This window comes from Kosakonia sp. H7A (assembly GCF_003028445.1).
Classification (GTDB): domain Bacteria; phylum Pseudomonadota; class Gammaproteobacteria; order Enterobacterales; family Enterobacteriaceae; genus Kosakonia; species Kosakonia radicincitans.
This window is the reverse complement of the sequence record NZ_PYTZ01000001.1, coordinates 1,542,761-1,566,661: the sequence shown is the minus strand read 5'-3', so window position 1 is coordinate 1,566,661 and position 23,901 is coordinate 1,542,761. Positions and strand designations below refer to the sequence as shown.

18 protein-coding genes are annotated in these 23,901 nt (G+C 54.8%); 14 read left to right on the top strand and 4 right to left on the bottom strand.

The annotated features are described in order from the left end of the window. Positions 1-28: 28 nt before the first annotated feature. Positions 29-1,378, top strand: a complete 1,350-nt coding sequence (gene proY, locus CWM66_RS07285; RefSeq protein WP_035887243.1) for a proline-specific permease ProY — start codon at positions 29-31, stop codon at positions 1,376-1,378. Between the two features lie 59 nt (positions 1,379-1,437). Here proY and CWM66_RS07280 read toward each other — a convergent pair whose 3' ends face one another. Next, entirely contained in the window at positions 1,438-2,379 is a 942-nt protein-coding gene (locus CWM66_RS07280; RefSeq protein ID WP_007373476.1) for a 2-hydroxyacid dehydrogenase, read from the bottom strand. A gap of 228 nt (positions 2,380-2,607) precedes the next feature. Between CWM66_RS07280 and malZ the strand changes: the two genes are divergently transcribed. From malZ to CWM66_RS07265, 3 genes are read left to right on the top strand one after another with little or no spacing between them, the layout of a single operon-like run. Then, positions 2,608-4,425, top strand: a complete 1,818-nt coding sequence (malZ, locus tag CWM66_RS07275) for a maltodextrin glucosidase (RefSeq protein WP_107146416.1) — start codon at positions 2,608-2,610, stop codon at positions 4,423-4,425. Positions 4,426-4,482: 57 nt separating this feature from the next. After that, the gene (locus CWM66_RS07270) at positions 4,483-7,131 is read left to right on the top strand and encodes a DUF2339 domain-containing protein (protein WP_107146415.1); all 2,649 of its coding nucleotides are present in this window, start codon (positions 4,483-4,485) and stop codon (positions 7,129-7,131) included. Then, complete coding sequence (locus tag CWM66_RS07265; RefSeq protein ID WP_107146414.1) at positions 7,128-8,504, top strand: DUF3999 family protein; 1,377 nt, start codon at positions 7,128-7,130, stop codon at positions 8,502-8,504. Before CWM66_RS07270 ends, CWM66_RS07265 begins: the two co-directional genes overlap by 4 nt. Positions 8,505-8,546: 42 nt before the next feature. On the opposite strand, the gene CWM66_RS07260 is transcribed toward CWM66_RS07265, so the two are convergent. Together CWM66_RS07260 and acpH are read right to left on the bottom strand one after the other, a co-directional pair. Continuing rightward, positions 8,547-9,149 carry a peroxiredoxin C gene (locus CWM66_RS07260; protein ID WP_007373480.1) on the bottom strand — a complete coding sequence of 201 codons (603 nt, stop codon included), beginning with the start codon at positions 9,147-9,149 and terminating at the stop codon, positions 8,547-8,549. A 115-nt stretch (positions 9,150-9,264) separates the two neighbouring features. Then, complete coding sequence (gene acpH, locus CWM66_RS07255; RefSeq protein WP_107146413.1) at positions 9,265-9,846, bottom strand: ACP phosphodiesterase; 582 nt, start codon at positions 9,844-9,846, stop codon at positions 9,265-9,267. Positions 9,847-10,023: 177 nt separating this feature from the next. On the opposite strand from acpH, the gene queA reads away from it, so the two are divergent. The 10 genes from queA (at position 10,024) to CWM66_RS07200 (ending at position 22,723) form a co-directional block, all read left to right on the top strand. Next, entirely contained in the window at positions 10,024-11,088 is a 1,065-nt protein-coding gene (gene queA / locus CWM66_RS07250; RefSeq protein WP_071920314.1) for a tRNA preQ1(34) S-adenosylmethionine ribosyltransferase-isomerase QueA, read from the top strand. 205 nt (positions 11,089-11,293) lie between these two features. Beyond that, positions 11,294-12,421, top strand: coding sequence for a tRNA guanosine(34) transglycosylase Tgt (gene tgt, locus CWM66_RS07240; protein ID WP_035887253.1), 1,128 nt, complete (start codon positions 11,294-11,296; stop codon positions 12,419-12,421). Between the two features lie 22 nt (positions 12,422-12,443). Then, complete coding sequence (gene yajC, locus CWM66_RS07235) at positions 12,444-12,776, top strand: preprotein translocase subunit YajC (RefSeq protein WP_007373486.1); 333 nt, start codon at positions 12,444-12,446, stop codon at positions 12,774-12,776. A gap of 28 nt (positions 12,777-12,804) precedes the next feature. Next, a complete protein-coding gene (gene secD / locus CWM66_RS07230) occupies positions 12,805-14,652 on the top strand; it encodes a protein translocase subunit SecD (protein ID WP_007373487.1) in 1,848 nt (615 codons plus the stop codon). A gap of 10 nt (positions 14,653-14,662) precedes the next feature. After that, on the top strand, positions 14,663-15,634 hold the full coding sequence (gene secF / locus CWM66_RS07225) for a protein translocase subunit SecF (protein WP_007373488.1): 972 nt from the start codon (positions 14,663-14,665) through the stop codon (positions 15,632-15,634). A gap of 215 nt (positions 15,635-15,849) precedes the next feature. Further along, complete coding sequence (locus CWM66_RS07220; protein ID WP_007373489.1) at positions 15,850-16,482, top strand: response regulator transcription factor; 633 nt, start codon at positions 15,850-15,852, stop codon at positions 16,480-16,482. 11 nt (positions 16,483-16,493) lie between these two features. Then, positions 16,494-17,210, top strand: coding sequence for an Hpt domain-containing protein (locus tag CWM66_RS07215; RefSeq protein ID WP_007373490.1), 717 nt, complete (start codon positions 16,494-16,496; stop codon positions 17,208-17,210). 55 nt (positions 17,211-17,265) lie between these two features. Next, positions 17,266-19,710, top strand: a complete 2,445-nt coding sequence (locus CWM66_RS07210; RefSeq protein ID WP_107146411.1) for an ATP-binding protein — start codon at positions 17,266-17,268, stop codon at positions 19,708-19,710. Between the two features lie 129 nt (positions 19,711-19,839). Further along, positions 19,840-21,534 (top strand): glycosyl hydrolase family 18 protein, encoded by a 1,695-nt coding sequence (locus CWM66_RS07205; RefSeq protein WP_007373492.1) that lies wholly within the window; start codon positions 19,840-19,842, stop codon positions 21,532-21,534. A 259-nt stretch (positions 21,535-21,793) separates the two neighbouring features. Further along, entirely contained in the window at positions 21,794-22,723 is a 930-nt protein-coding gene (locus tag CWM66_RS07200) for a lytic polysaccharide monooxygenase (RefSeq protein WP_051644012.1), read from the top strand. Positions 22,724-23,091: 368 nt separating this feature from the next. Here the strand turns inward: CWM66_RS07200 and CWM66_RS07195 are convergent, their stop codons facing one another. Beyond that, entirely contained in the window at positions 23,092-23,775 is a 684-nt protein-coding gene (locus tag CWM66_RS07195) for a response regulator transcription factor (RefSeq protein ID WP_007373494.1), read from the bottom strand. Between the last annotated feature and the right edge of the window lie 126 nt (positions 23,776-23,901).

Sequence of the window (23,901 nt, the reverse complement as noted above, 5' to 3'; positions counted from 1 at the left end):
TTTGTGTTGAATAATGGCAGTGGAAACGATGGAAAGTACGAATAAGCTGAAGCGTGGGTTAAGCACCCGCCACATCCGCTTTATGGCGCTGGGATCGGCAATCGGCACCGGGCTGTTTTACGGCTCTGCCGATGCCATCAAAATGGCCGGGCCGAGCGTGTTGCTGGCCTACATTATTGGTGGCGTCGCCGCGTATATCATTATGCGTGCGCTGGGTGAAATGTCGGTACATAACCCTTCCGCCAGCTCGTTCTCTCGTTACGCACAGGAAAACCTCGGCCCGCTTGCGGGCTATATCACTGGCTGGACCTACTGTTTTGAAATCCTGATCGTGGCGATTGCCGATGTGACGGCTTTCGGCATCTATATGGGCGTCTGGTTCCCGACGGTGCCGCACTGGATCTGGGTGCTGAGCGTGGTGATGATCATCTGCGCCATTAACCTGATGAGCGTAAAAGTCTTCGGCGAACTGGAGTTCTGGTTCTCGTTCTTTAAAGTCGCCACCATTATCATCATGATTCTCGCCGGTTTTGGCATCATCATCTGGGGCATCGGTAACGGCGGGCAGCCGACCGGGATCAGCAATTTGTGGAGCCACGGCGGTTTCTTCAGTAATGGCTGGCTGGGCACGGTGATGGCGCTGCAAATGGTGATGTTCGCCTACGGCGGTATCGAAATCATCGGCATCACCGCCGGTGAAGCGAAAGATCCGGAAAAATCGATCCCGCGCGCCATTAACTCCGTACCGATGCGCATTCTGGTGTTTTATGTCGGGACGCTGTTCGTCATCATGTCCATCTACCCGTGGAACCAGGTCGGTACTGACGGCAGCCCGTTTGTCCTGACCTTCCAGCATATGGGCATTACCTTTGCCGCCAGCATTCTTAACTTTGTGGTACTGACCGCTTCGCTTTCGGCGATCAATAGCGATGTTTTTGGCGTGGGGCGTATGCTGCACGGCATGGCGGAGCAGGGCAGTGCACCGAAGATGTTTGCCAAAACCTCTCGTCGCGGCATCCCGTGGGTGACGGTCGTGGTGATGACCGTTGCGCTGCTGCTGGCGGTCTGGTTGAACTACATCATGCCGGAGAATGTTTTCCTGGTGATTGCGTCGCTGGCGACCTTTGCCACGGTATGGGTGTGGATCATGATTTTGCTGTCGCAAATCGGTTTCCGCCGCCGCCTTTCTGCCGATGAAGTGAAGGCGCTGAAATTCAAAGTGCCTGGCGGTGTGACAACTACCATCGTGGGACTGCTGTTCCTTGTGTTTATCATCGCGCTGATTGGCTGGCACCCGGAAACCCGCATTTCGCTGTACGTGGGCCTGGCGTGGATTGTGCTGTTGCTGATTGGCTGGAAGTTTAAAAAATCCGCCTGATGGCGGCGACGCCTTATCAGGCCTGCAGGGCCTGATAAGTGCAGTAACCCGGCAAAAAATCACACCACCGGGGTCAGCATTTTCCCGTCATTGAAATAACTCACCAGGTTATTGATGGTCAGATCCGCCATCGCCTGGCGGGTTTCCGCCGTATTGCTGGCAATATGCGGTAGCAGCACGACATTTGGCAGCTCGCGCAGCGGCAGGGGAATATGGGGTTCGTTCTCAAACACATCCAGTCCTGCGCCGCGTAACTTTCCTTCCTGCAGCACCGCGATCAGCGCGTCGGTATCCACCACGCTGCCACGCGCAATATTCACCAGAATCCCTTCAGGCCCCAGCGCTTCCAGCACTTCACGATTAATGACATGATGCGTTTTCGCCCCTCCGGGTAACGTCAGTACCAGAAAATCCACCGCCCGCGCCAGGTCAACGATGCTCTGATGGCGTTGCCAGCGGCTGTTACGGGCTTCCCGGGGGCTGAAATAGTGGATCGGCATATTGAACGCCGCCGCACGCCGGGCAACATCGTGGCCGATATTGCCCATTCCGACAATCCCGCAGCGTTTCCCGCTCATTTTCCAGGCACCAGGAAATGCGGCATGCTCCCATTGCCCCGCGCGGGCGAAGCGGTCGGCTTCGCAAATTTTGCGCGTCACCGCCAGCATCAGCGCCAGCCCGGTGTCGGCGACGCACTCATTGAGCACGTTTGGCGTGTTGCTGACGGTGATCCCCCGGCGACGGCAGGTTTCGAGATCGGTCGCATCAACGCCCACGCCAAAACCGCTGATCGCCTCCAGCGCCGGAAGCTGCTCAATCAGCGAGGTACTGATCCCCCTGGCTGCACGGGTTAACGCACCGCGAATGGCATGCGCATGGTCGCGCAGCAGGGTTTGCTCATCCTGCTGCCAGTATTTATGCACCACAAAATGCTGTTCGAGGGTGGTTATCATCGGTTGGGGAATTTCAGTAATGACAAGGATTTCGGGTTTATTTTTCATACTTATTCCTGGCGGTTATCATTTTTAACAGTATAAAAAGCAGCCAGGCCGGAGACTTCGTGCATCGGCACGAAGCAGGCCTGCAAAAACTCACGCATTTGCCCGGCGGTAGCTCTGCCGGATCACATCTGCGCCCCGTCTCTCAGCCCTGTAAAAAAAGCGAAAGAAGGAGGCGGCAGACGTGCGGGTGTGGAAGAGTGGCGTCATTTTGAGCACAGGGGATTTTTGATGTTAAATGCATGGCACCTGCCCGTCGCGCCGTTTGTGAAACAAAATAAAGATCAGTTAATTATCACGCTCTGGCTGAGTGGGATCGGTTTGCCGGAGCGGGTGATGCTGCGCACCGAAATCGACAATGAAGAGACGCCGCTGGCTATGCACCGACGGCGGAAAACCGCGGCGAACGGCGTCAGTGCCTGGCAAGTTGCGCTGGACATCAGCAGTGGGCAACCACGCCGCCGCTACAGCTTTAAGCTCCTGTGGGAGAACCGGCAACTGTGGTTTACGCCGCAGGGGTTTAGCCGTTTTCCACCCGCCCGTCTCGAACAGTTCGCGGTTGATGAGCCGGATGATGGGCCGCAGTGGGTGGCCGATCAGGTGTTTTACCAGATTTTCCCGGACCGTTTTGCGCGCAGCCAGCCGCGCGGTGAGCAGCAGGATAAGGTTTACCATCATCATGCCGCTGGTCACCCCATTGTGCTGCGCGACTGGGACGATCCGTTAACGGTACAAGCCGGGGGATCAACCTTTTATGGTGGCGATCTCGACGGGATCAGCGAAAAGTTGCCCTACCTGAAAAAGCTGGGCGTTACCGCGCTCTATCTCAACCCGGTTTTTGTCGCTCCCAGCGTACATAAATATGACACTGAAGATTACCGCCATGTCGATCCGCAGTTTGGCGGTGACGAAGCCCTGTTACGCCTGCGGCGCAATACGCAGCAACTGAATATGCGTTTGATCCTTGATGGTGTTTTTAACCATAGCGGTGATTCCCACGCGTGGTTCGATCGCCACAACCGTGGCACCGGTGGAGCCTGTCATAACCCCGATTCCCGCTGGCGTAGCTGGTACAGTTTTGACGAGCAGGGCCGCGCCCGCGACTGGCTGGGGTATGCCAGCCTGCCGAAACTCGATTATCAGTCACCGACGCTGGTTGAAGAGATTTATCAGGGAGAGGAGAGCATTGTGCGCCACTGGCTGAAAGCGCCGTGGAACATGGACGGCTGGCGGCTGGACGTGGTGCATATGCTGGGCGAAGACGGCGGGGCGCGTAACAATCTGCACCATATTTCGGGGATCACCCGCGCGGCGAAAGAGACGCTGCCGCAGGCCTATGTTTTCGGCGAACATTTTGGCGATGCGCGCCAGTGGCTACAGGCGGATGCTGAAGACGCGGCCATGAATTATCGCGGTTTTACGCTGCCGGTGTGGGCCTTTCTGGCGAATACAGATATTGCCTACGATCCCCAGCAGATCGATGCGCAAACTTGCGCAGCATGGATGGATAACTACCGGGCCGGACTGTCGCACCAGCAGCAGTTGCGTATGTTTAACCAGCTCGACAGCCACGATACGCCGCGCTTTAAAACCGTGCTCGGCAACGATGTTGCCCGGCTGCCGCTGGCGGTGGTCTGGCTGTTTAGCTGGCCGGGAACGCCTTGCATCTATTATGGCGATGAAGTAGGACTCGACGGGGCGAACGATCCCTTTTGTCGTAAGACCTTCCCGTGGGATAAAAAGCGCCAGGATACGCAACTGCTGGCGCTCTACCAGCGTATGGCGAAACTGCGCGCGCGTAGCCAGGCTTTGCGGCGCGGCGGCTGCCAGGTGATATACGCCCAGGATAACGTGCTGGTTTTTGTTCGTGTCTGGCAGCAACAGCGCGTACTGGTGGCGATCAACCGCGGCGAAGCCTGCGAGGTGGTGCTGGAGGGCTCGCCGCTGTTAGAGGCGAAAAACTGGCGGCTTCAGGAAGGTACAGGTACGCTACTGGATGATGTGCTGACGCTTTCAGCTACCAGCGCATCTGTCTGGTCTGCCGCCTGAATCGCCACGCGACGAGGGGCGGTCGTTACGTCTCCCCTTTAGCGAAGGCGATAGTACATGGATGGTCTTTTAGTATTCGGCGTGGTAGTGCTGTTTCTGGCGCTGGTAGTGGTGCCCATTGTGGCGATAACCGCCTGGCGGCGCAGCGTCGCCACGCAGAGTGAACTTCTGCAATTGCAGCAGCGGCTGAGCGTACTTGAACAGCGCCTGATGGAAATGCCGGAAAGCCGTGAAGCGACGTCGGCCGGGGCTGTCCCGGCGCCTGCTCGCGAAGTAATTGAAATTCCTCAAACGCCTGTATCAGCGGTTAATCCGTGGGAACGTAAGGCCGAATCGCCAGCGGCCGCTGTTGACGCGCCTGCTATAAAAACAACGAAGCCGGAAACCGCCTCCTGGGGCATGGTCACTTCGCTGGCGCGCTGGTTTATGCAGGGCAATCCGCTGGCGAAACTGGGCATTGTGCTGCTATTTATCGGACTCTCCTTCTTACTACGTTACACCGTGGAATACGCCTTGTTCCCGCTGGAATTACGGCTGGCTGCCGTGGCGTTGGTCGCCCTGGTTCTGCTGGGGCTGGGGTGGCGATTGCGGCATAAGCAAACCGTTTTTGCTTTGATACTGCAAGGCGGCGCGGTTGGCGCGCTCTACTTAACCGTGTTCGGCGCATTTCGCTTGTGGCAGATGTTGCCGATGACGCTGGCCTTTGGGCTGCTCATTGTTATTTGCGCGGCAAGCGTCGGGCTGGCGGTGCTGCAACAGGCGCTGAGCCTGGCACTGCTGGCCAGCCTTGGCGGCTATCTGGCACCGATACTGCTCTCCACCGGTGGCGGCAGCCATATCGCACTGTTCTCGTTTTACTTACTGCTCTCGGCAGGCATTCTCGCCATCAGCCTCTGGCAGCACTGGCGCGAACTGAATCTTCTGGGGATGTTCTTCACTTTCGGCGTTGCCGGGCTGTGGGGCATGGAGAGCTACCGTCCGGAATTTTATCTGAGCTGCCAGCTCTTCCTGATTGTCAACATCCTGATCTTCGGCGTATTGAGCGTAGCGTTGTCACTGCGCGCGCAGCGTCGGGGAGAGCGCATTATTGATGGCGTGCTGCTGTTCGCGCCGCCGCTGGTGGGATTTGGTATGCAGTACGCTATTACCTGGCACTGGCACTACGGACCGGCGTTTAGCGCTCTGGGTTTTGGTCTTTTCTATCTGGCATTAGCGACCCTGGCGCTGAAGCGCTACCCGACGGCGGCAAAACCGCTGGTACTGGCAGCGCTGGCGCTGGGCGGCGCGTTTGCCACACTGGCAATCCCACTGGCGCTTTCAGCGCGCTGGACGGCAATGGCCTGGGCGCTGGAAGGGCTGGGAATCTTGTGGCTCGGCGTGCAGCAAAACCTGCGGCGTATGAGCTACAGCGGCAGCGCCTTGTTGTTGCTGGCGCTGTGTAGCGCGCTCTGGGCGTCAGCCGATGGGCTTAATGCCTTGTCGACCTTGTTGATCTTTGCCGTGCTGAGCGGTTGTTGGCTGGCGGGCGCATGGCTGTGGCGTGGGATCCGGCGTGAAGGCAGCGGGTTGCTGCTGGCGGGCGCGGTAGCGTTCTGGGTGGTTGCGCTGGGCGGCGCGACACAGCTGGTTTTACCGGTTGCGGTGCATGCCGGGTTTGGCGTACTGGCGCTGTTGGCGCTTTCGGTGTGGCTGTGGCGTGCGGGCAGCCTGCGCGCATCATGGCCGGAGCTGGGATACGCCCGGTGGTTGTTGTGGCTGGGTATGGCGCTGATGCTGGGCTGGCAGATAACATCGCAAGGGCATGCTCTGGCGGCGGGATGGTCGAATCTCGCCTGGTGTATTGCTCTGCCTTCCGCTTTGCTGCTGCTCTACAAGGATAATGGCACTGTGCCTGCGCGCGTGTCGCAAGGGTTACATATCTCCCTGTTCTGGATGCTGTTGCTGGCGGCTGGTAGTGAAGTGTGGTGGTTTGTTGAGGGACTGCCGTGGGGATCGGAGCCCTGGCAGAGCGGGTTGCCGATGGCGGCGGGTGGCCTTGCGATCGCGCTGGTGCTGGCGGCAATCCGCCATGCGTTCTGGCCGTTTCGCATCTGGCCTGCGCTATATGGCGCGCTGGCGCTGTTGCCGGTAGTACCTGTGCTGTTGGGCTGGCTGGTATTCGCTAACCTCGGCGACGGAGTGGTGACGGAGATGCGTTATCTCCCGCTGGTTAACCCGCTGGAAGAGGGGGCGGCTTTCGCACTGGCTGGCGTCTGGTTGTATAGCCGTTTTGCTGAAACCCACTACCCGACGATAGCGCCACAAATGTGGCGTGTACGGCCATGGGTCCTGGCGGCGCTTGGTTTCTGGTGGCTTAACGGTGCGTTGCTGCGGTTGCTGGCGTATTACGGCGAAGTGGAGTGGGATGTGGGCAGTTTGTGGCAATCGCGGTTGATCCAGACCAGCCTGGCGCTGTTCTGGATGTTGATTGCGCTGGTGGTGATGATTCGCGCGACGCGTCAGCATGCTCGCCATCAGTGGCTGTGCGGCGGTGTGCTGCTGGGCGTTGTATTGCTTAAGTTGATGCTGGTAGACAGCGCCGGAGGCGGTGGCTTATCGCGGGCGATCGCCTTTATTGGCGTGGCGGTACTGGTGCTGATTGTGGGCTATTTTTCACCCCTGCCACCAAAGGCTGTGCGGGAACAAGATAAGGGAGAAGAACAATGACAACATGGCATGGAGTAGTGTTGGCTGCGCTGATAATGGCAACGGGCGCGGCGATAAGCAGTGAACCGCTCCCGGATTCGCCGCAGGATTATGCGTTTGGCGCCTCGCTTGATTTGCCGCAAGCGGCTTCCTGGTATCGCGTGGATCTGCCGCTGGATGTTTACACGCAAAGTACATGGCCAGATTTGCGTGACGTACGGGTGTTTAATCGCGACGGAGAGCGAGTGCCGTTCACGCTGGAAACACAAAGTGCGGCAACCCACGCGCCTGCCGCCATTCCGCTGCGCGTCTTCCCGCTCGACTCCTCACCGGTTGAAACCAGCGCGCAAGGGCAAAATGTGGTGCGTTTGCACTCCTCATCCGGCGTCGATATTCGTATTGAAGGCGAGCCAGCAGAGGTGGTTGGACAGAGTTATTTGCTGGCGCTGCCGGAAAATATGCCGGAGACCTTTACGCTGGCGCAGTTGAAGCTGACATGGCCGGAAGCAGTAGCGAAATGGCGTAGCAAAGTAACGCTCTTTTTCAGTGATGATATGCGTAGCTGGGCAACATTGCAGGAAAATGCGCCGGTGATGGAGCTGGCGAGCGGTAACGACCGGTTGAAACTCGATCAGATAAATGTCAATCAAACCATGTCCGCGGATGGCGTGCGTTATTTGCTGATGGTGTTTGATACGCCAAATCTGCCGGTGACGATTACGCAGGTCACGGCGACGCTGGGCAGCGAGCCAACGCCGCTGGAGCAGGTACAGATAGCGAGCCACGGACAGCGGGTTTCTTCCACCGAGGCGCAATACCTGTGGGCGCAACCGCAGCCGTTAAGTTCACTGTCGGTAAAACTGGCGGAAGGGAGCGTCCTGCCGGTGGAGATCGCGTTCCGCAGTAGCGCCAGCGCCGAGTGGCAACCGCTCAGTAAAACCGTGTTGTGGCAGCGTAATGAACAGGCTTCTGCGCCGATCGCGTTGCCGGAAGGAGTTGTGCAGGCGGTGCGCATTACCACGCTGGATGCGCGTTTACCGGGTGAATTACCGCAGATGAGCGGCAGTCGCTCGCGGCAATCGCTGCTGTTTAACGCCCAGGGCAAAGGGCCATTTATGCTGGCCTGGGGTAACCGGGCGGCGCAGCCTGCCGCCGTGGCCCTGGATGCGCTAATCACGGAGGCCTTACGTAAACAGCTCGATCTTGACGCTATCCCGGAAGTACAAGTGGCAGAGCGAGTGACACCTGGCGGGCAGGAACGGCTGACGGCGACGTCGCCTGCTGAACGGCAGGGAATGTGGAAAACGTGGCTGGTGTGGGGCGTGCTGCTGCTGGGGGTTGTGGTGCTGGTGTGGATGGCGCTGCGTATCTGGCGTGAAGTGAAAACACGCTAACATAAAGGCCCGCAGAGCGGGCCTTTTGTCAAACGCTGCCGATTACAGGCTGGAGACGTTTTCGCTCAGGTATTTCGCAACGCCGTCCGGAGAAGCGCTCATCCCTTCTTTACCTTTTTCCCACTGCGCCGGGCAAACTTCGCCGTGCTCTTCGTGGAATTGCAGCGCATCAACCATACGCAGCATTTCGTCGATGTTACGCCCCAGCGGCAGGTCGTTAACTACCTGATGACGCACGATACCGTCTTTGTCGATCAGGAAAGAACCGCGCAGCGCAACGCCTGCGTCCGGGTGTTCGATACCGTAAGCCTGCTGGATTTCACGTTTGATATCCGCAACCATTGCGTATTTCACCGCACCGATACCGCCTTTCTCAACCGGCGTGTTACGCCATGCGTTGTGAACAAACTCGGAGTCGAAGGAGACGCCAACCACTTCAACGCCGCGCTTCTGGAACTCTTCGTAGCGTTTGTCGAAAGCGATCAGTTCAGACGGGCAAACGAAGGTGAAATCCATCGGCCAGAAAAACAGCACGGTGGCTTTGCCGTTGGTGTGCTGTTTGAAATTAAAGTTTTCAACGATTTCACCGCTGCCCAGTACGGCTGCTGCTGTAAAATCCGGTGCCTGACGAGTGACCAGTACCATGTGTACTCCTGTGATTTACAAGGTTAATTAGAACGCAACGCGGGCCAGTATAGGGAGAGGGCGGAAGTGGCTCAAAGCGCCATTGACAATCGTTGAGACAGGTTTTGCCTATCAATTAAAGCGTGCGAGAAATTGCCTGCTCCATCATGCGCGGGTAGAACTGCCAGAACAGGCTTTCCAGTTCGGCGTAGTTAGCGTCGAGATCCTGCCAGGAGTCGCGCAGCGCATCAAGCCGCGGGCGGCGGTTCGCCATGCCGTTGAGTACATTCTGAATAAAGGACATCTCCCGGTAGCGCTCCAGCCAGCGTTCCGACCACAGGTAGTTATTCAAATTTACAAAACGCGGCGGGGACTCCTGCAAAATGGTGGCTACCTGTGAATGGGCATAACGCACGAAATCCACCAGCGAAAAGTCGGGGGAGAGTTGCGCCCAGTGGCGGGAGAGAAAGTGATCCCACATCACATCCAGCGTGATCGGCGCGACCCGGCGCGTTTGCGCGCGGAATCCTTCCCGGGCGATTTTGACTTCCGGCAGGTTGTCGGTCATCACGTCAATACGGCGGTGCATATAAATGCCGTCCACCACGGCTGGCGCGTAGAGATTTTCCGGGTTGCCGCGAACGAAGTCCGCCAGCAGGTTGCCGGGCAGCGAGCTGTCCGCCAGGTGTGCAAGATGCAGGTGTGCTAAAAAATTCATTCTATGTCCATCATTGTCGATTGCAGGTGTTTCGCCAGCGCCCGGTGGCGCCAGCACTGGCGCTGTTATGCCGCTTTGTCTTTTAGGTTATTTTTTGAACCAAAAGCGGCTAACGGTTGCAGCGAAAGGGCGCGGGCACTAGACTACCCGCCTCTTATTTTGTCTTGAGTTAGTGTCATGCGCGTTGCCGATTTTTCCTTTGAATTACCCGAATCCCTGATTGCCCACTACCCACAGCCCGAGCGCAGCAGTTGCCGCTTACTTTCGCTGGATGGCCCAACAGGCGCGCTGACGCACGGTACTTTCACCGATTTACTGGATAAGCTCAACCCTGGCGATCTGCTGGTGTTCAATAATACCCGCGTGATCCCTGCACGCTTGTTTGGCCGTAAAGCGAGCGGCGGTAAGATTGAAGTGCTGGTTGAGCGCATGCTCGATGATAAACGTATTCTGGCACATATTCGCGCGTCTAAAGCGCCAAAACCCGGCGCTGAGCTGCTGCTGGGCGATGCCGAAGATGTTCGGGCAACTATGGTTGCGCGCCACGATGCGCTGTTTGAAGTTGAGTTCCATGATGAGCGCCCGGTGCTGGATATTCTTAACGCCATTGGCCATATGCCGCTGCCGCCGTATATCGATCGTCCGGATGAAGATGCCGATCGCGAGCTCTATCAGACGGTCTACAGCCAGAAGCCGGGCGCGGTTGCTGCACCGACGGCGGGCCTGCATTTTGATGAGCCGCTGCTGGAACGTCTGCGTAATAAAGGCATTGAAATGGCTTTCGTTACCCTGCATGTTGGTGCCGGGACTTTCCAGCCGGTACGCGTCGACAGCATTGAAGATCACATCATGCACTCCGAATATGCCGAAGTGCCGCAGGAGGTTGTGGACGCGGTGCTGGCGGCGAAAGCGCGCGGCAACCGTGTTGTCGCTGTGGGAACCACGTCCGTACGCTCGCTGGAGAGCGCCGCGCAGGCCGCCAACGATGCGCTAATTGCGCCGTTCTTTGGCGATACGCAGATCTTCATTTATCCGGGTTATCAATATCAGGTGATCGATGCGCTGGTGACCAACTTCCACCTGCCGGAATCGACGCTGATCATGCTGGTTTCCGCGTTTGCCGGATATCAGCACACCATGAACGCGTACCGCGCCGCCGTTGTGCAGGAATATCGCTTCTTTAGTTATGGCGATGCGATGTTTATCACGTACAATCCGCAGGCCATTACTGAACGTCCATAAAAAGGCTATTTTACTTGCCATTTTGCACTTGGGCAGTGCTCGCAATCCTCACGTACTGTGTGTACGCTCCGGTTGCTGTGCGCTGTCCGCGTCCAAACTGGCGGCGTCAATTACGCCTTTTTTGCTTGTTGATGAATTCGATGTTGTGGAGTGATTTCACAGCAGATAGTTACCATCAGACTGTCTCTCTGATGCTGGAGAAAAAATGAAATTTGAACTGGATACCACCGACGGACGCGCCCGCCGCGGTCGTCTGGTGTTTGAACGCGGTGTGGTTGAAACGCCGGCGTTTATGCCTGTGGGCACTTACGGCACGGTAAAAGGGATGACGCCGGAAGAAGTGGAAGCCACTGGCGCACAAATTATTCTGGGCAACACCTTCCACCTGTGGCTGCGCCCGGGCCAGGAAATCATGAAGCTGCATGGCGATCTGCACGATTTTATGCAGTGGAAAGGCCCGATTCTGACCGATTCCGGCGGCTTCCAGGTCTTCAGTCTTGGCGACATTCGCAAGATCACCGAATCGGGCGTGCACTTCCGCAACCCGATCAATGGCGATCCGATTTTCCTCGACCCGGAAAAGTCGATGGAGATCCAATACGACCTCGGTTCCGACATCGTGATGATCTTCGATGAATGTACCCCATACCCGGCCGACTGGGACTATGCGAAACGCTCTATGGAAATGTCTCTACGCTGGGCGAAGCGCAGTCGCGACCGATTCGATGGATTAGGCAACAAAAATGCGCTCTTTGGCATCATTCAGGGCAGCGTTTACGAAGATTTACGAGATATATCGGTCAAAGGTCTGGTAGAGATTGGCTTTGATGGCTACGCTGTCGGCGGTCTTGCTGTAGGGGAGCCAAAAGAAGATATGCACCGCATCCTGGAGCATGTCTGCCCGCAAATCCCTGCAGACAAACCACGATACCTGATGGGTGTGGGTAAACCGGAAGATTTAGTTGAAGGTGTGCGTCGCGGCATTGATATGTTCGACTGTGTTATGCCGACGCGTAATGCCCGCAACGGTCATCTGTTTGTGACCAACGGCGTGGTGAAAATCCGTAACGCGAAATATAAAAGCGATACCGGCCCGCTCGATGCTGAGTGTGATTGCTACACCTGTCGCAATTATTCACTTGCGTATTTGCATCATCTCGATCGTTGCAACGAAATCTTGGGCGCGCGTCTCAATACGATTCATAACCTGCGGTATTATCAGCGTTTAATGGCTGGTTTACGCAAGGCTATCGAAGAGGGTAAATTAGAGCGCTTCGTAGCGGATTTTTACCAACGTCAGGGTCGACCGGTTCCACCTTTGAACGTTGATTAATTAAATAAATGAGGGAATTTGAATGAGCTTTTTTATTTCTGATGCGGTAGCGGCAGCTGGCGCGCCGGCACAGGGTAGCCCGATATCTCTGATCCTGATGCTGGTGGTGTTTGGTCTGATTTTCTACTTCATGATCCTGCGTCCGCAGCAAAAACGCACGAAAGAGCATAAAAAGCTGATGGACTCCATCGCCAAAGGTGATGAAGTGCTGACTAACGGTGGTCTGGTTGGTCGCGTAACCAAAGTAGCTGAAACCGGCTACATTGCGATTGCGCTGAACGACACCACTGAAGTAGTAATCAAACGTGACTTCGTAGCTGCCGTTCTGCCGAAAGGCACTATGAAGGCGCTGTAATCATTTCGTTTTCCCAAAGGGAACTGCCGTGTTAAACCGTTATCCTTTGTGGAAGTACATCATGCTGGTCGTCGTGATTATCGTCGGCCTGCTTTACGCACTTCCCAACCTGTATGGTGAGGATCCGGCTGTTCAGATCACTGGCGCGCGCGGCGTCGCCGCCAGTGAGCAAACGCTGATCCAGGTCCAGAAAAATTTACAAGAAGAAAAAATCAACGCGAAGTCCGTGGCACTGGAAGATGGCGCTATTCTCGCTCGCTTTGATTCGACTGACACACAGCTGCGCGCCCGCGAGGTGCTGGTCAGCGCGTTAGGCGATCAATACGTCGTAGCTCTTAACCTTGCTCCTGCAACGCCTCGCTGGCTGACCGCCATCAAAGCCGAACCGATGAAACTCGGTCTCGATTTACGCGGCGGCGTGCACTTCCTGATGGAAGTGGACATGCAAACAGCGCTGACCAAGCTGCAGGAACAGAATATGGACAGCCTGCGCAGCGATCTGCGCGATAAAGGGATTCCTTACACCACCGTGCGTAAGGAAGATAATTATGGCCTGAGCATCCAGTTCCGCGACAGCGCGGCGCGCGATCAGGCGAATACTTACCTGACCAGCCGCCACCGCGATCTGGTGATCACCAACCAGGGCGACAACGTACTGCGTGCGGTGATGAGCGATGCGCGTCTGAGTGAAGCGCGTGAATATGCTGTTCAGCAGAACATCAATATTCTACGTAACCGTGTGAACCAGCTCGGCGTTGCCGAACCGCTGGTGCAGCGCCAGGGCGCTGATCGCATCGTGGTTGAACTGCCGGGGATTCAGGATACTGCGCGTGCTAAAGAGATCCTGGGTGCGACTGCAACGCTGGAATTCCGTCTGGTAAACAGCAGCGTGGACGCTTCTGCCGCAGCTGCCGGTCGTGTACCGGGTGATTCTGAGGTGAAACTGACGCGTGAAGGTCAGCCGGTTGTGCTGTACAAACGCGTGATTCTGACCGGTGACCATATTACCGATTCCACATCCAGCCAGGATGAGTACAACCAGCCGCAGGTGAACATTTCACTGGACAGCGCGGGTGGCAACATTATGTCGAACTTCACCAAGGACAATATCGGCAAGCCGATGGCGACCCTGTTTGTGGAGTACAAAGACAGCGGTAAGAAAGATGCCAATGGGCGTGCGGTGCTGGTGAAACAGGAAGAGGTGATTAACATCGCCAATATCCAGTCTCGCCTCGGTAACAGCTTCCGCATTACCGGCATCAGCAACCCGACCGAAGCGCGTCAGCTCTCGCTGCTGCTGCGTGCCGGTGCGCTGATTGCGCCGATTCAGATTGTTGAAGAACGTACTATTGGTCCAACGCTGGGTGCGCAGAACATCACTCAGGGTCTGGAAGCCTGTCTGGCGGGTCTGGTGGTGTCGATCATCTTCATGATCTTCTTCTATAAGAAGTTTGGTCTGATCGCAACGTCTGCGCTGGTGGCGAACCTGGTACTTATCGTCGGTATCATGTCGCTGTTGCCTGGCGCAACGCTGACCATGCCGGGGATTGCGGGTATCGTGTTAACCCTTGCGGTTGCGGTGGATGCGAACGTACTGATAAACGAACGTATTAAGGAAGAGCTGAGCAACGGGCGTTCCGTCCAGCAGGCGATTCACGAAGGTTATCAGGGCGCATTTTCATCGATTTTCGATGCGAACGTCACCACGTTGATTAAAGTGCTTATTCTGTACGCAGTAGGTACTGGCTCGATTAAAGGGTTCGCAATTACCACCGGTATCGGTGTGGCGACCTCCATGTTTACCGCTATCGTCGGTACCCGTGCCATCGTCAACCTGTTGTACGGCGGCAAACGCATTAACAAGCTGTCTATCTGAGGAGTGCGTTGTGGCACAGGATTATACTGTTGAACAATTGAACCACGGCCGTAAAGTCTGGGACTTTATGCGCTGGGACAACTGGGCTTTCATCATTTCCGGCGGGCTGCTGATCCTCTCCATCGTTGTGATGGGTGTTCGCGGCTTTAACTGGGGCCTGGACTTTACTGGCGGTACGGTTATTGAAATTTCGCTGGAAAAACCAGCGGACATGGATTTAATGCGTGACGCGCTGGAGAAAGCGGGCTTTGCGGAACCGCTGTTGCAGAACTTCGGCAGCAGCCGTGACATCATGGTGCGTATGCCGCCTGCGCAGGGTGAAACCGGCGGGCAGGTACTGGGCAGCAAAGTTGTCAGCGTGATTAACGAAGCGACCAGCCAGAACGCTGCGGTGAAACGCATCGAGTTCGTCGGCCCGAGCGTCGGGGCGGATTTGGCGCAAACCGGCGGTATGGCGCTGCTGGTTGCGCTGATCTGTATCCTGATTTACGTCGGGTTCCGCTTCGAATGGCGCCTGGCGGCGGGTGTGGTTATCGCTCTGGCGCACGACGTGATCATTACCATGGGCGTGCTGTCGCTGTTCCATATCGAGATTGACCTGACCATCGTGGCATCGTTGATGTCGGTTATCGGCTACTCGCTCAACGACAGTATCGTGGTATCGGACCGTATTCGTGAGAACTTCCGCAAGATCCGTCGCGGTACGCCGTATGAGATCTTCAACATCTCGCTGACGCAGACCCTGCATCGTACCTTGATCACCTCCGGCACCACGCTGGTTGTGATCCTGATGCTGTATCTCTTTGGCGGCGCGATGCTGAAAGGCTTCTCGCTGACCATGCTGATCGGGGTTTCCATAGGTACGGCGTCTTCCATCTACGTTGCATCGGCGCTGGCGCTGAAGCTGGGGATGAAGCGCGAACATCTGTTGCAGCAGAAAGTAGAGAAAGAAGGGGCGGATCAGCCGTCAATTCTGCCGTAAGCTTGCTCTCAACGCTAAAAAACCGCAGCCGGTGCTGCGGTTTTTTTATATCTGCTGATTATAAAAACTCCATTTTTATCCCTGGTTTAAATTAGCCCTGCAATTAACAAAGCTATAAGCGCGCATTTCTGTTTTATCCGCAATATTCATTCTGCCTGTTTTTATTTTTTTGCTAGAGTCTGCGGCACTTTCATTTTGCCCGCGAGAATCCAGATGTGCTGAAGCCAAAAAAGGTGCTGATTGCTGACGATCATCCTATTTATCTGATGGGATTACGGGCACTGCTTAACCCACTTTCCCGTCAGTACCACATTGTTGATGAAGCCATGACTACCGACGAGCTAGTGGTGAAGCTTGAGCAGCAACCTGCGGATATTTTAATCACCGACTTCAGCATGCCGGGTACCCGGTACAATGACGGACTGGCGCTGATACAGCTGCTGAAAAGACGCTGGCCTGAGCTATTAATTATCGTCGTTACCATGGTGAGCAATCCTGGTCTCCAGCGTTCGCTAATGCGTCTTGGCGTACACCGCGTGCTGAATAAAGCCAGCCTCTCTACCGAATTGTTGCATACGATGAAAAGTCTGACGTCCACCATGGCGGCAGGCCGGATCGGTAGCATCAAAGAGCGAACAACGACGAAAACAGCGGTTCACCTAACACCAAAAGAGAATGAAGTTCTGCGTCTGTTGCTGCGCGGAATGACGGTGAATGAAATCAGCGTCAGGCTGAGCCGTACCAAGCAGACCGTTAGCGCACAAAAGAAGAGCGCGATGCGTAAATTAGGCGCCACGTCGGAGTATGAGCTTTATCAGTCCGTACAGCAGCTCGGATTAATCAGTTAAGTCAGGTCGTTATGCAGGGATTGCCACTTCTTGTTATTACTCACCGTTGCGAGCAACAGTACAGATTACAGCATGCGCACCCGCAAAAGCGTATTGCTGGCTTCAACGACGCGCCCGGCCTGCTTAAGCAACACCGGTACCACGCCATAGTTTTCGAGCTCGACGAGCAGGAAAAGGCGGGTTGTGACGCCCTGGAAAACATTCTTGCCGCAGAACTGGCGGGCGATGTGGCGACAACGCCGCTGCTGCTGGGCTGTGGTGATTGGTCGCGGGAGCAGCAGGAGAATCGGCTGCGGCTCAAAGGTTTTGATCGACTGCTGCCGCTGATGTTTTCTGATGAGCAGGTCAGGGCTATTCCACTCAGGCCAGAGCCGGATCTGCACGAACTTTGTGCGCTGGCCGGCCACCAACAGCCAGTTATAGAGGCGATGATCCCGACGCTGCTGCGAACGTTAAGCAGCGATCTCCGCCAACTGGAAAACCTGCAACATGATGGATCGCTGATACAGATAGCTGATTTGGCACACCGCATGAAATCCTCTTTTCACCTGTTGGGCATGCGCTATGCCCGGCGCCGTTGCATCACCATGGAAAGATTGCCTGCACTGCTCCACGAACAGCGGGTAAATGAAGCGCAAGCCACGAAGATGCGCCATCGCTTTGGTATCGCGGTGCATGAAAGTTATCAATTTTTGCAGAGAGCGTTGGGCGTTACCGCGAATGAATAGATCAGGCAGGATAGCAAAATACCCGATTTTTCCTTTCCTCAGGCGCACAGGGGCTGTGCTGTGTCTTCTCTGTACGTTTGTTATGGCGGCACAGGGTGCCGATGAGGTGAAGGACGCCGGGAGCCCTTTTTTCTCGCCCAGCGAAAAACAGTGGATTCGCGAGCATCCGGTCATCCGCGTACTGGCTTTTGATGCCAGCGCGCCGATGAGTTTTATCGATAAGAAACTGAATTTCAGTGGTATCAGCGCCGATCTGCTGACCATGGTGCGTATCCGTACCGGCCTCAATTTTGTGGTCTCCGATGTCAGCAGTTTCGAGGCGCTGAGCGAAAAGATCGCCGCCGGAGAGGCCGACATGGTGGCCGGTATCCCCACCGGTCACCTGCCGGAATTACGCTATTCGCGCGTCTGGTTGACCAGTAAATATGTTCTGTTGACGCGAAGCAAAACGCCAGCGGTAAGGACGCTTGATGGGCTTTCTGATCGTTTCGTTGCCGTGCGTGAAGACTCGTTGATCGCACGCTATCTCGCTGCGCAATATCCGCAGATCAAGATGATCGGCACCCGCAGTCTGACAGAGGCTGTGGATATGCTCTCCGCAGGCCAGGTGGATGCGGCGATCGGCATTGAGGCGAATACGGATTATCAAATCAGACGGATTGGCCGCGATAAAATTGACATTTCCAGCCTGCAAGGGGTTAATCCCCTGCATGTTGCTTTCGGTGTTTCAGCGGCCGCGCCGGAACTGCTCTCGATCCTCGATAAAGTGCTGGATACCATTCCGGATAATGATTATCAGCGGCTTGGTAGCGGCTGGCGCTACGAAGGCGGCGCATTCTGGCAGCGCTGGCGGCAACATCTTTGGCAAATCGGCGTTCCCACAACGATGGTGTTGATTCTCTCGCTGCTGTGGGGCCTTTCATTGCGACGCCAGGTTAAACAGCGCACGCGCATGCAGTTGCGGCTTAAAGAGCAGCTTACGTATATGTATAACATCATGCATGCCGTTCCCTGGCCGATGGTGGTGCGTAACCTTGAAGGCAAGATGATTGATTGCAATGCCCGCTTCCTGGCTGAAATGAAGGTTGCGCGCGGCGATGTGCTTGGTGAAACCATCGACGTTCTGCCGTTGCCTGAATACCTGAAACGCGGATTCCGGCACGACTATGTGGATGTTATCGAGACGGGGCGACCGCAGATGGGCGATCGGGTGCTGGCGCTGGATCACAGCACCAAACCGCGCACCGTTTTCCACTGGATCATTCCTTTCCATGATAGCGACGGGGCGATCGGCGGGGTCTGCAGCGGCTGGATGGATGTCACGGAACGCGAAGAGCTGGTGCAACAGCTTAATGATGCCCGGGATGAAGCGCTGGCATCGAGCCGGGCAAAGAGCAATTTCCTTTCGGTGATGAGCCATGAAATCCGCACGCCGCTGAATGCGATTCTCGGCATCCTCGAACTGCAAATTAAGCAGAACGTGAAAGAGCACCACTCTCAGCCGATGCTTGAAGTCGCGCATGATGCGGCAAAAAATTTGCTGACGGTCGTGGGCGATATTCTCGATATTGCGCGCATCGAATCGGGTCGCATGGCCATTGAGCCACAAAAAGAAGATCTGATCGCCTTAACCCGTTTGGTGGTGTTGCTCTTTCAGGAAGCGACCGATCAGAAGCAAATCAGCATTGATTTGCGGGTAATTGGCGGCAATACCTGTCTGTTGAAGATCGATCCCTGCCGCTATAAACAGATCCTCTCTAATCTGCTGAGTAATGCGATTAAATTTACTCACGAAGGGGGAATTGAGGTCATTTTGCAGCATCAGCCCACTTCTGATGGCAGGGTTGAGGTTGCGCTCACTGTGAAAGACACCGGCATTGGCATCACTCCGGAAGATCAACAGCGCCTTTTCAAACCGTTTACGCAGTTAGGCATGGAAGGAGAAAACTCCCGGCTGGGAACCGGGCTGGGGTTGTTTATTTGCCGTACACTCTGTGACTTGATGAAAGGCACGCTCTCGTTAACCAGCGCGCCAGGTGAAGGGACAACGGTCGCGCTACAGCTTTGTTTGCCCGCGGCTATTGCCAGCGTGGCGAAGCCGCTGGATAAAACACCCAGGAGCAAATCGCTGACCACCGTTAAGCGGGTATTAATTGTGGATGATTACCCCCCCAATCTCATGTTGTTACGACATCAGCTTGAATTTTTGGGCCACCGGGTGAGCGAAGCGCAGAATGGTGAGGAGGCGCTGACACTGTGGCGGATGTATGACAATTTCGATTACGCCTTAATTGATTGCAATATGCCGGTGATGGATGGCTTCACGCTGGCGCAGCGGTTACGCGCAGAGGAGCGGGAAAATGACCGCGAGCGGGCAACCTTGCTTGGCTTTACGGCGATTGCGCAGGAAGAGGTTATTGAGCAATGTCTGGCCGCGGGAATGGATGGTTGTTTATTTAAACCTTGTTCTCAGGAAGAAATAGCGAAATGGATTAAATAATATCGAGAATATTCAAAACGGACCTCGGTTATTCTCAACCATTACGAGATGTAACGCATTGGAATAAAATTCGCAGCCCCTATTATTGATGACGCATTTTTAATTAACTCTTGTAACAGGAGGTTACTTTTGAAAAAGTTATCATTGGCTGCATTAATTACTACGGCGTTACTCTCTCAGTCTGCACTGGCTGAATCAAATAACCATATGATGAGTTATCTGACTTCCTGGGGTTTACCTCAGGATGCAGCTACTCAAATGATGAATGCAGAAGTTGATACTTATTTGCTTTCGTTCGGTGGCTGGGATCAGGACGGTGCAATTTATACTTCTGATAATATCGTTGGTGATGTTGCTTATAACGATTACTGGTTACCGCCAGCTTATACTTCCTGGACTCAAGTTAAACTGGCTGCACCCTACAAAAAAATGATGGTGGCATTCGGTGGCGCAACATACGAAAGTATTTGGGCGCATCTGGCGAATGAAACCAGTCGTGAAAATATTGCTCAGGGTCTGGTAAAACTGCTGCGTAAGGATTTCCCGGTTTATCAAAAAGGCCTGCAGGCGGATCAGGTTCAGGGTCCATGCTCCAGCGCTAACTGGGATGGTTCCTGTAACCTGGCGAACTACCAGAAGGCGGGCACCGTGCAGATCGACGGTATCGACTTTGACTTCGAGAAAACCGCTCGTCTGAGTCCGGAAGAGAACAACAACCTGATCAAACTGGTTAAACGCGTACGTGAACTGCTGGGCCCGAACAGCGGCAAGCTGATCAGCCTGACGACTTACCACGTGGGTGCTGACCCGCTTGAGTGCTCTGATTCTTCTGTGACCGACGGTTGCTCCTTTGTTGAAAACGATCGTTCCACTCACCATGGTGAAGTACTGGATCTGCTGCAAAACAGTCGCGATCTGTTTGATTTCTACAATGTAATGGCATACGACGCGGGTCCGCGCTTCAAGTATGACGTTGCAATGGCTAACTACGCGAAAGCGGTTGGCGATGCGAAGAAAATCATCCTCGGTAACACCCTGACCACCCAGTGGGGCCCGGAAGGTCGCTATGCTGAAACCCGCGAAAACAACATCGCGCGTGCCGCATGGCAGGCTGCAAATGGTTACGGCGGTGTATTCGTCTGGGCGATGGGCTCTAACGATACCGGCCTGAGCTTTGCTGACCAGATCGATTACATCAACGATATGAAGAATGCCGCCAGCGGCGGCGTGCCGGAAACCGGCAACACCGTTCCGGTTGCTCGTGCGACTTATCAGAAAGAAGTGCAGGGTGCAGCGACGGTAACACTGGATGCTTCCAGCTCTTATGATGCGGATGGCGACACGCTGACTTACACCTGGACCCAGGTTTCCGGGCCGCAGGTTACGCTGAACAATGCGAGTCAGCAGAAAGCGACTTTCACGCTGAACAGCACCGATGTGGATGCCACTCTGGGCTTTAAACTGACGGTTAATGATGGCAAAGATGATTCTCTGCCGCTGGCGTTCTCCATCAAGCACCTGGCTGACGATGTCGCAGAAGAGCCTGAAGAACCGGGTGAAGAACCAGGCGAAGAGCCGGGTGAAGAACCGGGCGAAAACCCAGGCGATAACCCGGGTGAAGAGCCTGGCGATAACCCAGGCAACGGTGCCGTCACAGCATGGAACGCTTCTACCATCTATGCTCAGCCTTGCCAGAAAGTAACTTATCAGGGCAAAGTCTGGATGAACGGCTGGTATGTTCAGGGCGAAGCGCCGTCCGACGCTAACCCGTGGGGCGCATGGCGTCCAGAGGGTTCTGCAACCATGCACACCCAGTGTAAATAATATTTTCGCCCTTCGGCGCCCGTTGTGACGCCGAAAAAGATCAGATATTAATAAAATATTTGTCTATTCGGGAAAAAATATATCCAGGCCATATCCTTCGGGGTATGGCTTTTTTATTTTGTTATTACATATTCATGGCAGAATATTCCCGTGGCAGCGGAGGGAATCTTATAAATTAATGGAATGTTGATATTATTATTACAACGATAATTCATTACTTTAACCGGGCAGTAAATACTACACATGGATGGAGTTATTAATGAAATTATCAAAAGTTTTTCTCGCAGTCACAACCCTTTGCATGGCTGGCGGCGCTTTAGCGCATGGTTATGTTACCGAACCCGCTTCCCGCGCAGCGTTATGTACTGCTGCTCAGGGAAACCAGAACAAAGATTGTGGCGCAGGCCCGCAGTATGAACCGCAGAGCGTTGAAGGGCCGGATGGCTTCCCTGCTTTAAACGCGGGTCCGGCTGATGGACGCCTGGCGAGTGCTGGCGTGGCATCAATGGTTAATCTGGATCAGCAGAGCGCTTCTCGCTGGACTAAGCATCCAATGAAAGCGGGCAAGAACTCCTTTACCTGGAAATTTACCGCTGCGCATAAAACTGGCTCCTGGAAATACTACATCACTAAAGCAAACTGGAACCCGAATCAGCCGCTGACTCGCAACTCTTTTGAAGCCCAGCCTTTCTGCGAGGTTACAGGTAACGGCGCGATTGCGAATACCAATCCGAAGCACGAATGTGACGTACCGGAACGTGACGGTTATCAGGTAATTATGGCTGCCTGGGACGTCTCTGATACCGGCGCTACTTTCTACAACGTGATTGACGTTGATTTCGGCGGCAACAACCCGGCCCCGGCACCGGGCGATGAAGAAGAAAACCCGGCACCGGGCGATGAGGGTGATACTCCGGCACCGGGCGATGAAGGTGATACTCCGGCTCCGGGCGACGAGGGCGATACTCCGGCTCCGGGCGACGAGGGTGAAACCCCGGCTCCGGGTGATGATACTGTTGCAGCATGGAACGCCACCACGGTTTACTCTGCACCTTGCCAGAAAGTTTCTTATCAGGGCAAAGTCTGGGTCAACGGCTGGTGGACTCGCGGTGAAGCGCCGTCCAGCGCTAACCAGTGGGGCGTATGGCGTGAGCCAGGCTCTGCTTCTGCGCACACTGCCTGTAAATAAGCCTGCTTTTCTCCGGCGCCCTTTGTGGCGCCGGCATTCTGAGGGGCGCTCGCTCCTCAGAACCCCGTTATCATCCTGTCCGCTGCTTCCTCTCTTGCTAAGACACTTGTGCCCCGACATTACCCCTGACCTGCTGATTTTGAGCGCGATTGCGTATGCAAAAGAAGGCGCGGTGGAGGTGATTCAGGTGCGGTTTTGCAGGTGTACGCTGCAGAAACGCGGATAGGGAAGGCAATAAAAAACCGCTTTGTGAAATAAAGCGGCGTTTTATCGACGAAAAAGAGTGTACAGCGAGTGGGTTTCAAAAAGAGGGAGAGCAACAGAACCAGCGAAATTCTCCGCTGGCTGTCATGATCCTGCGTTCGGACTTACATCGCAATATCGAACATCCGGGTCTGGAATAAAAGACAATAAAGCTGGCAGTCTGTTCTTACATTCAGTTTTCCCATCGCGCGTAGCTTATGTGCGCTCACCGTTTTGATACTGATGTTCATACGTGTCGATATCGTAGTCAGAGAGAGCCCCCGGCATAATAAGCGTAAGACTTCACTTTCGCGCGTTGACAGCTCCTGCGGGGTAATGGCTTCGCGGCGGAACAGCGAATCCATTAAACCGCGTTCAATATAAACTTCATCCATCATTACGTTAGTGATTGCGCGCCACAACGTGCGTTCGCTGGTATTTCGGCTGATATAGCCTTTTGCGCCCGCTTCAAGAACGATGCGTACGAGATTGGTATTGTTATAGGGTGATAAGACAATAATTTTCGTCTTGAGATAACGGCTGGAGATCCACTTAACTAACGCAATACCATCTAATTCCGATACCGGGTTACCGGTTTTAACCGTGGTAAGTCCATAGCCAAGGAAAAGAAGATCGACTTTTTGTGTGGCGAGAATGTTAAGTAATTCTGCTTGCTCACTGGTATCGCCAACGACATCGATGTCTAGTTTGTCAGTATTTATATTGCTGGTTTTTAATGAATTTATCATCGAGGTCATCCCCCGACGAATAATAGTGTGTTCATCTGCAATTAATATATTAATTGACATCCTTAAACCTCATTGCTATCTCCATGAATGTTTACCAGAAAAGATACGGAGATTATCGGGTTTTTTCTATCTGACCAGTAAGAAAAATCGACATGACCTCTAAGCGGTTTGATTTAGCATTGCAGG

Coding starts and splice junctions, on each gene's coding strand:
- CWM66_RS07195 (WP_007373494.1), bottom strand. CDS start 23,775: ATGTCAATTAATATATTAATTGCAGATGAACACACTATTATTCGTCGG.
- tgt (WP_035887253.1), top strand. CDS start 11,294: ATGAAATTTGAACTGGATACCACCGACGGACGCGCCCGCCGCGGTCGT.
- queA (WP_071920314.1), top strand. CDS start 10,024: ATGCGCGTTGCCGATTTTTCCTTTGAATTACCCGAATCCCTGATTGCC.
- malZ (WP_107146416.1), top strand. CDS start 2,608: ATGTTAAATGCATGGCACCTGCCCGTCGCGCCGTTTGTGAAACAAAAT.
- CWM66_RS07260 (WP_007373480.1), bottom strand. CDS start 9,149: ATGGTACTGGTCACTCGTCAGGCACCGGATTTTACAGCAGCAGCCGTA.
- CWM66_RS07280 (WP_007373476.1), bottom strand. CDS start 2,379: ATGAAAAATAAACCCGAAATCCTTGTCATTACTGAAATTCCCCAACCG.
- CWM66_RS07270 (WP_107146415.1), top strand. CDS start 4,483: ATGGATGGTCTTTTAGTATTCGGCGTGGTAGTGCTGTTTCTGGCGCTG.
- CWM66_RS07265 (WP_107146414.1), top strand. CDS start 7,128: ATGACAACATGGCATGGAGTAGTGTTGGCTGCGCTGATAATGGCAACG.
- CWM66_RS07200 (WP_051644012.1), top strand. CDS start 21,794: ATGAAATTATCAAAAGTTTTTCTCGCAGTCACAACCCTTTGCATGGCT.
- CWM66_RS07215 (WP_007373490.1), top strand. CDS start 16,494: ATGCAGGGATTGCCACTTCTTGTTATTACTCACCGTTGCGAGCAACAG.
- proY (WP_035887243.1), top strand. CDS start 29: ATGGAAAGTACGAATAAGCTGAAGCGTGGGTTAAGCACCCGCCACATC.
- acpH (WP_107146413.1), bottom strand. CDS start 9,846: ATGAATTTTTTAGCACACCTGCATCTTGCACACCTGGCGGACAGCTCG.
- yajC (WP_007373486.1), top strand. CDS start 12,444: ATGAGCTTTTTTATTTCTGATGCGGTAGCGGCAGCTGGCGCGCCGGCA.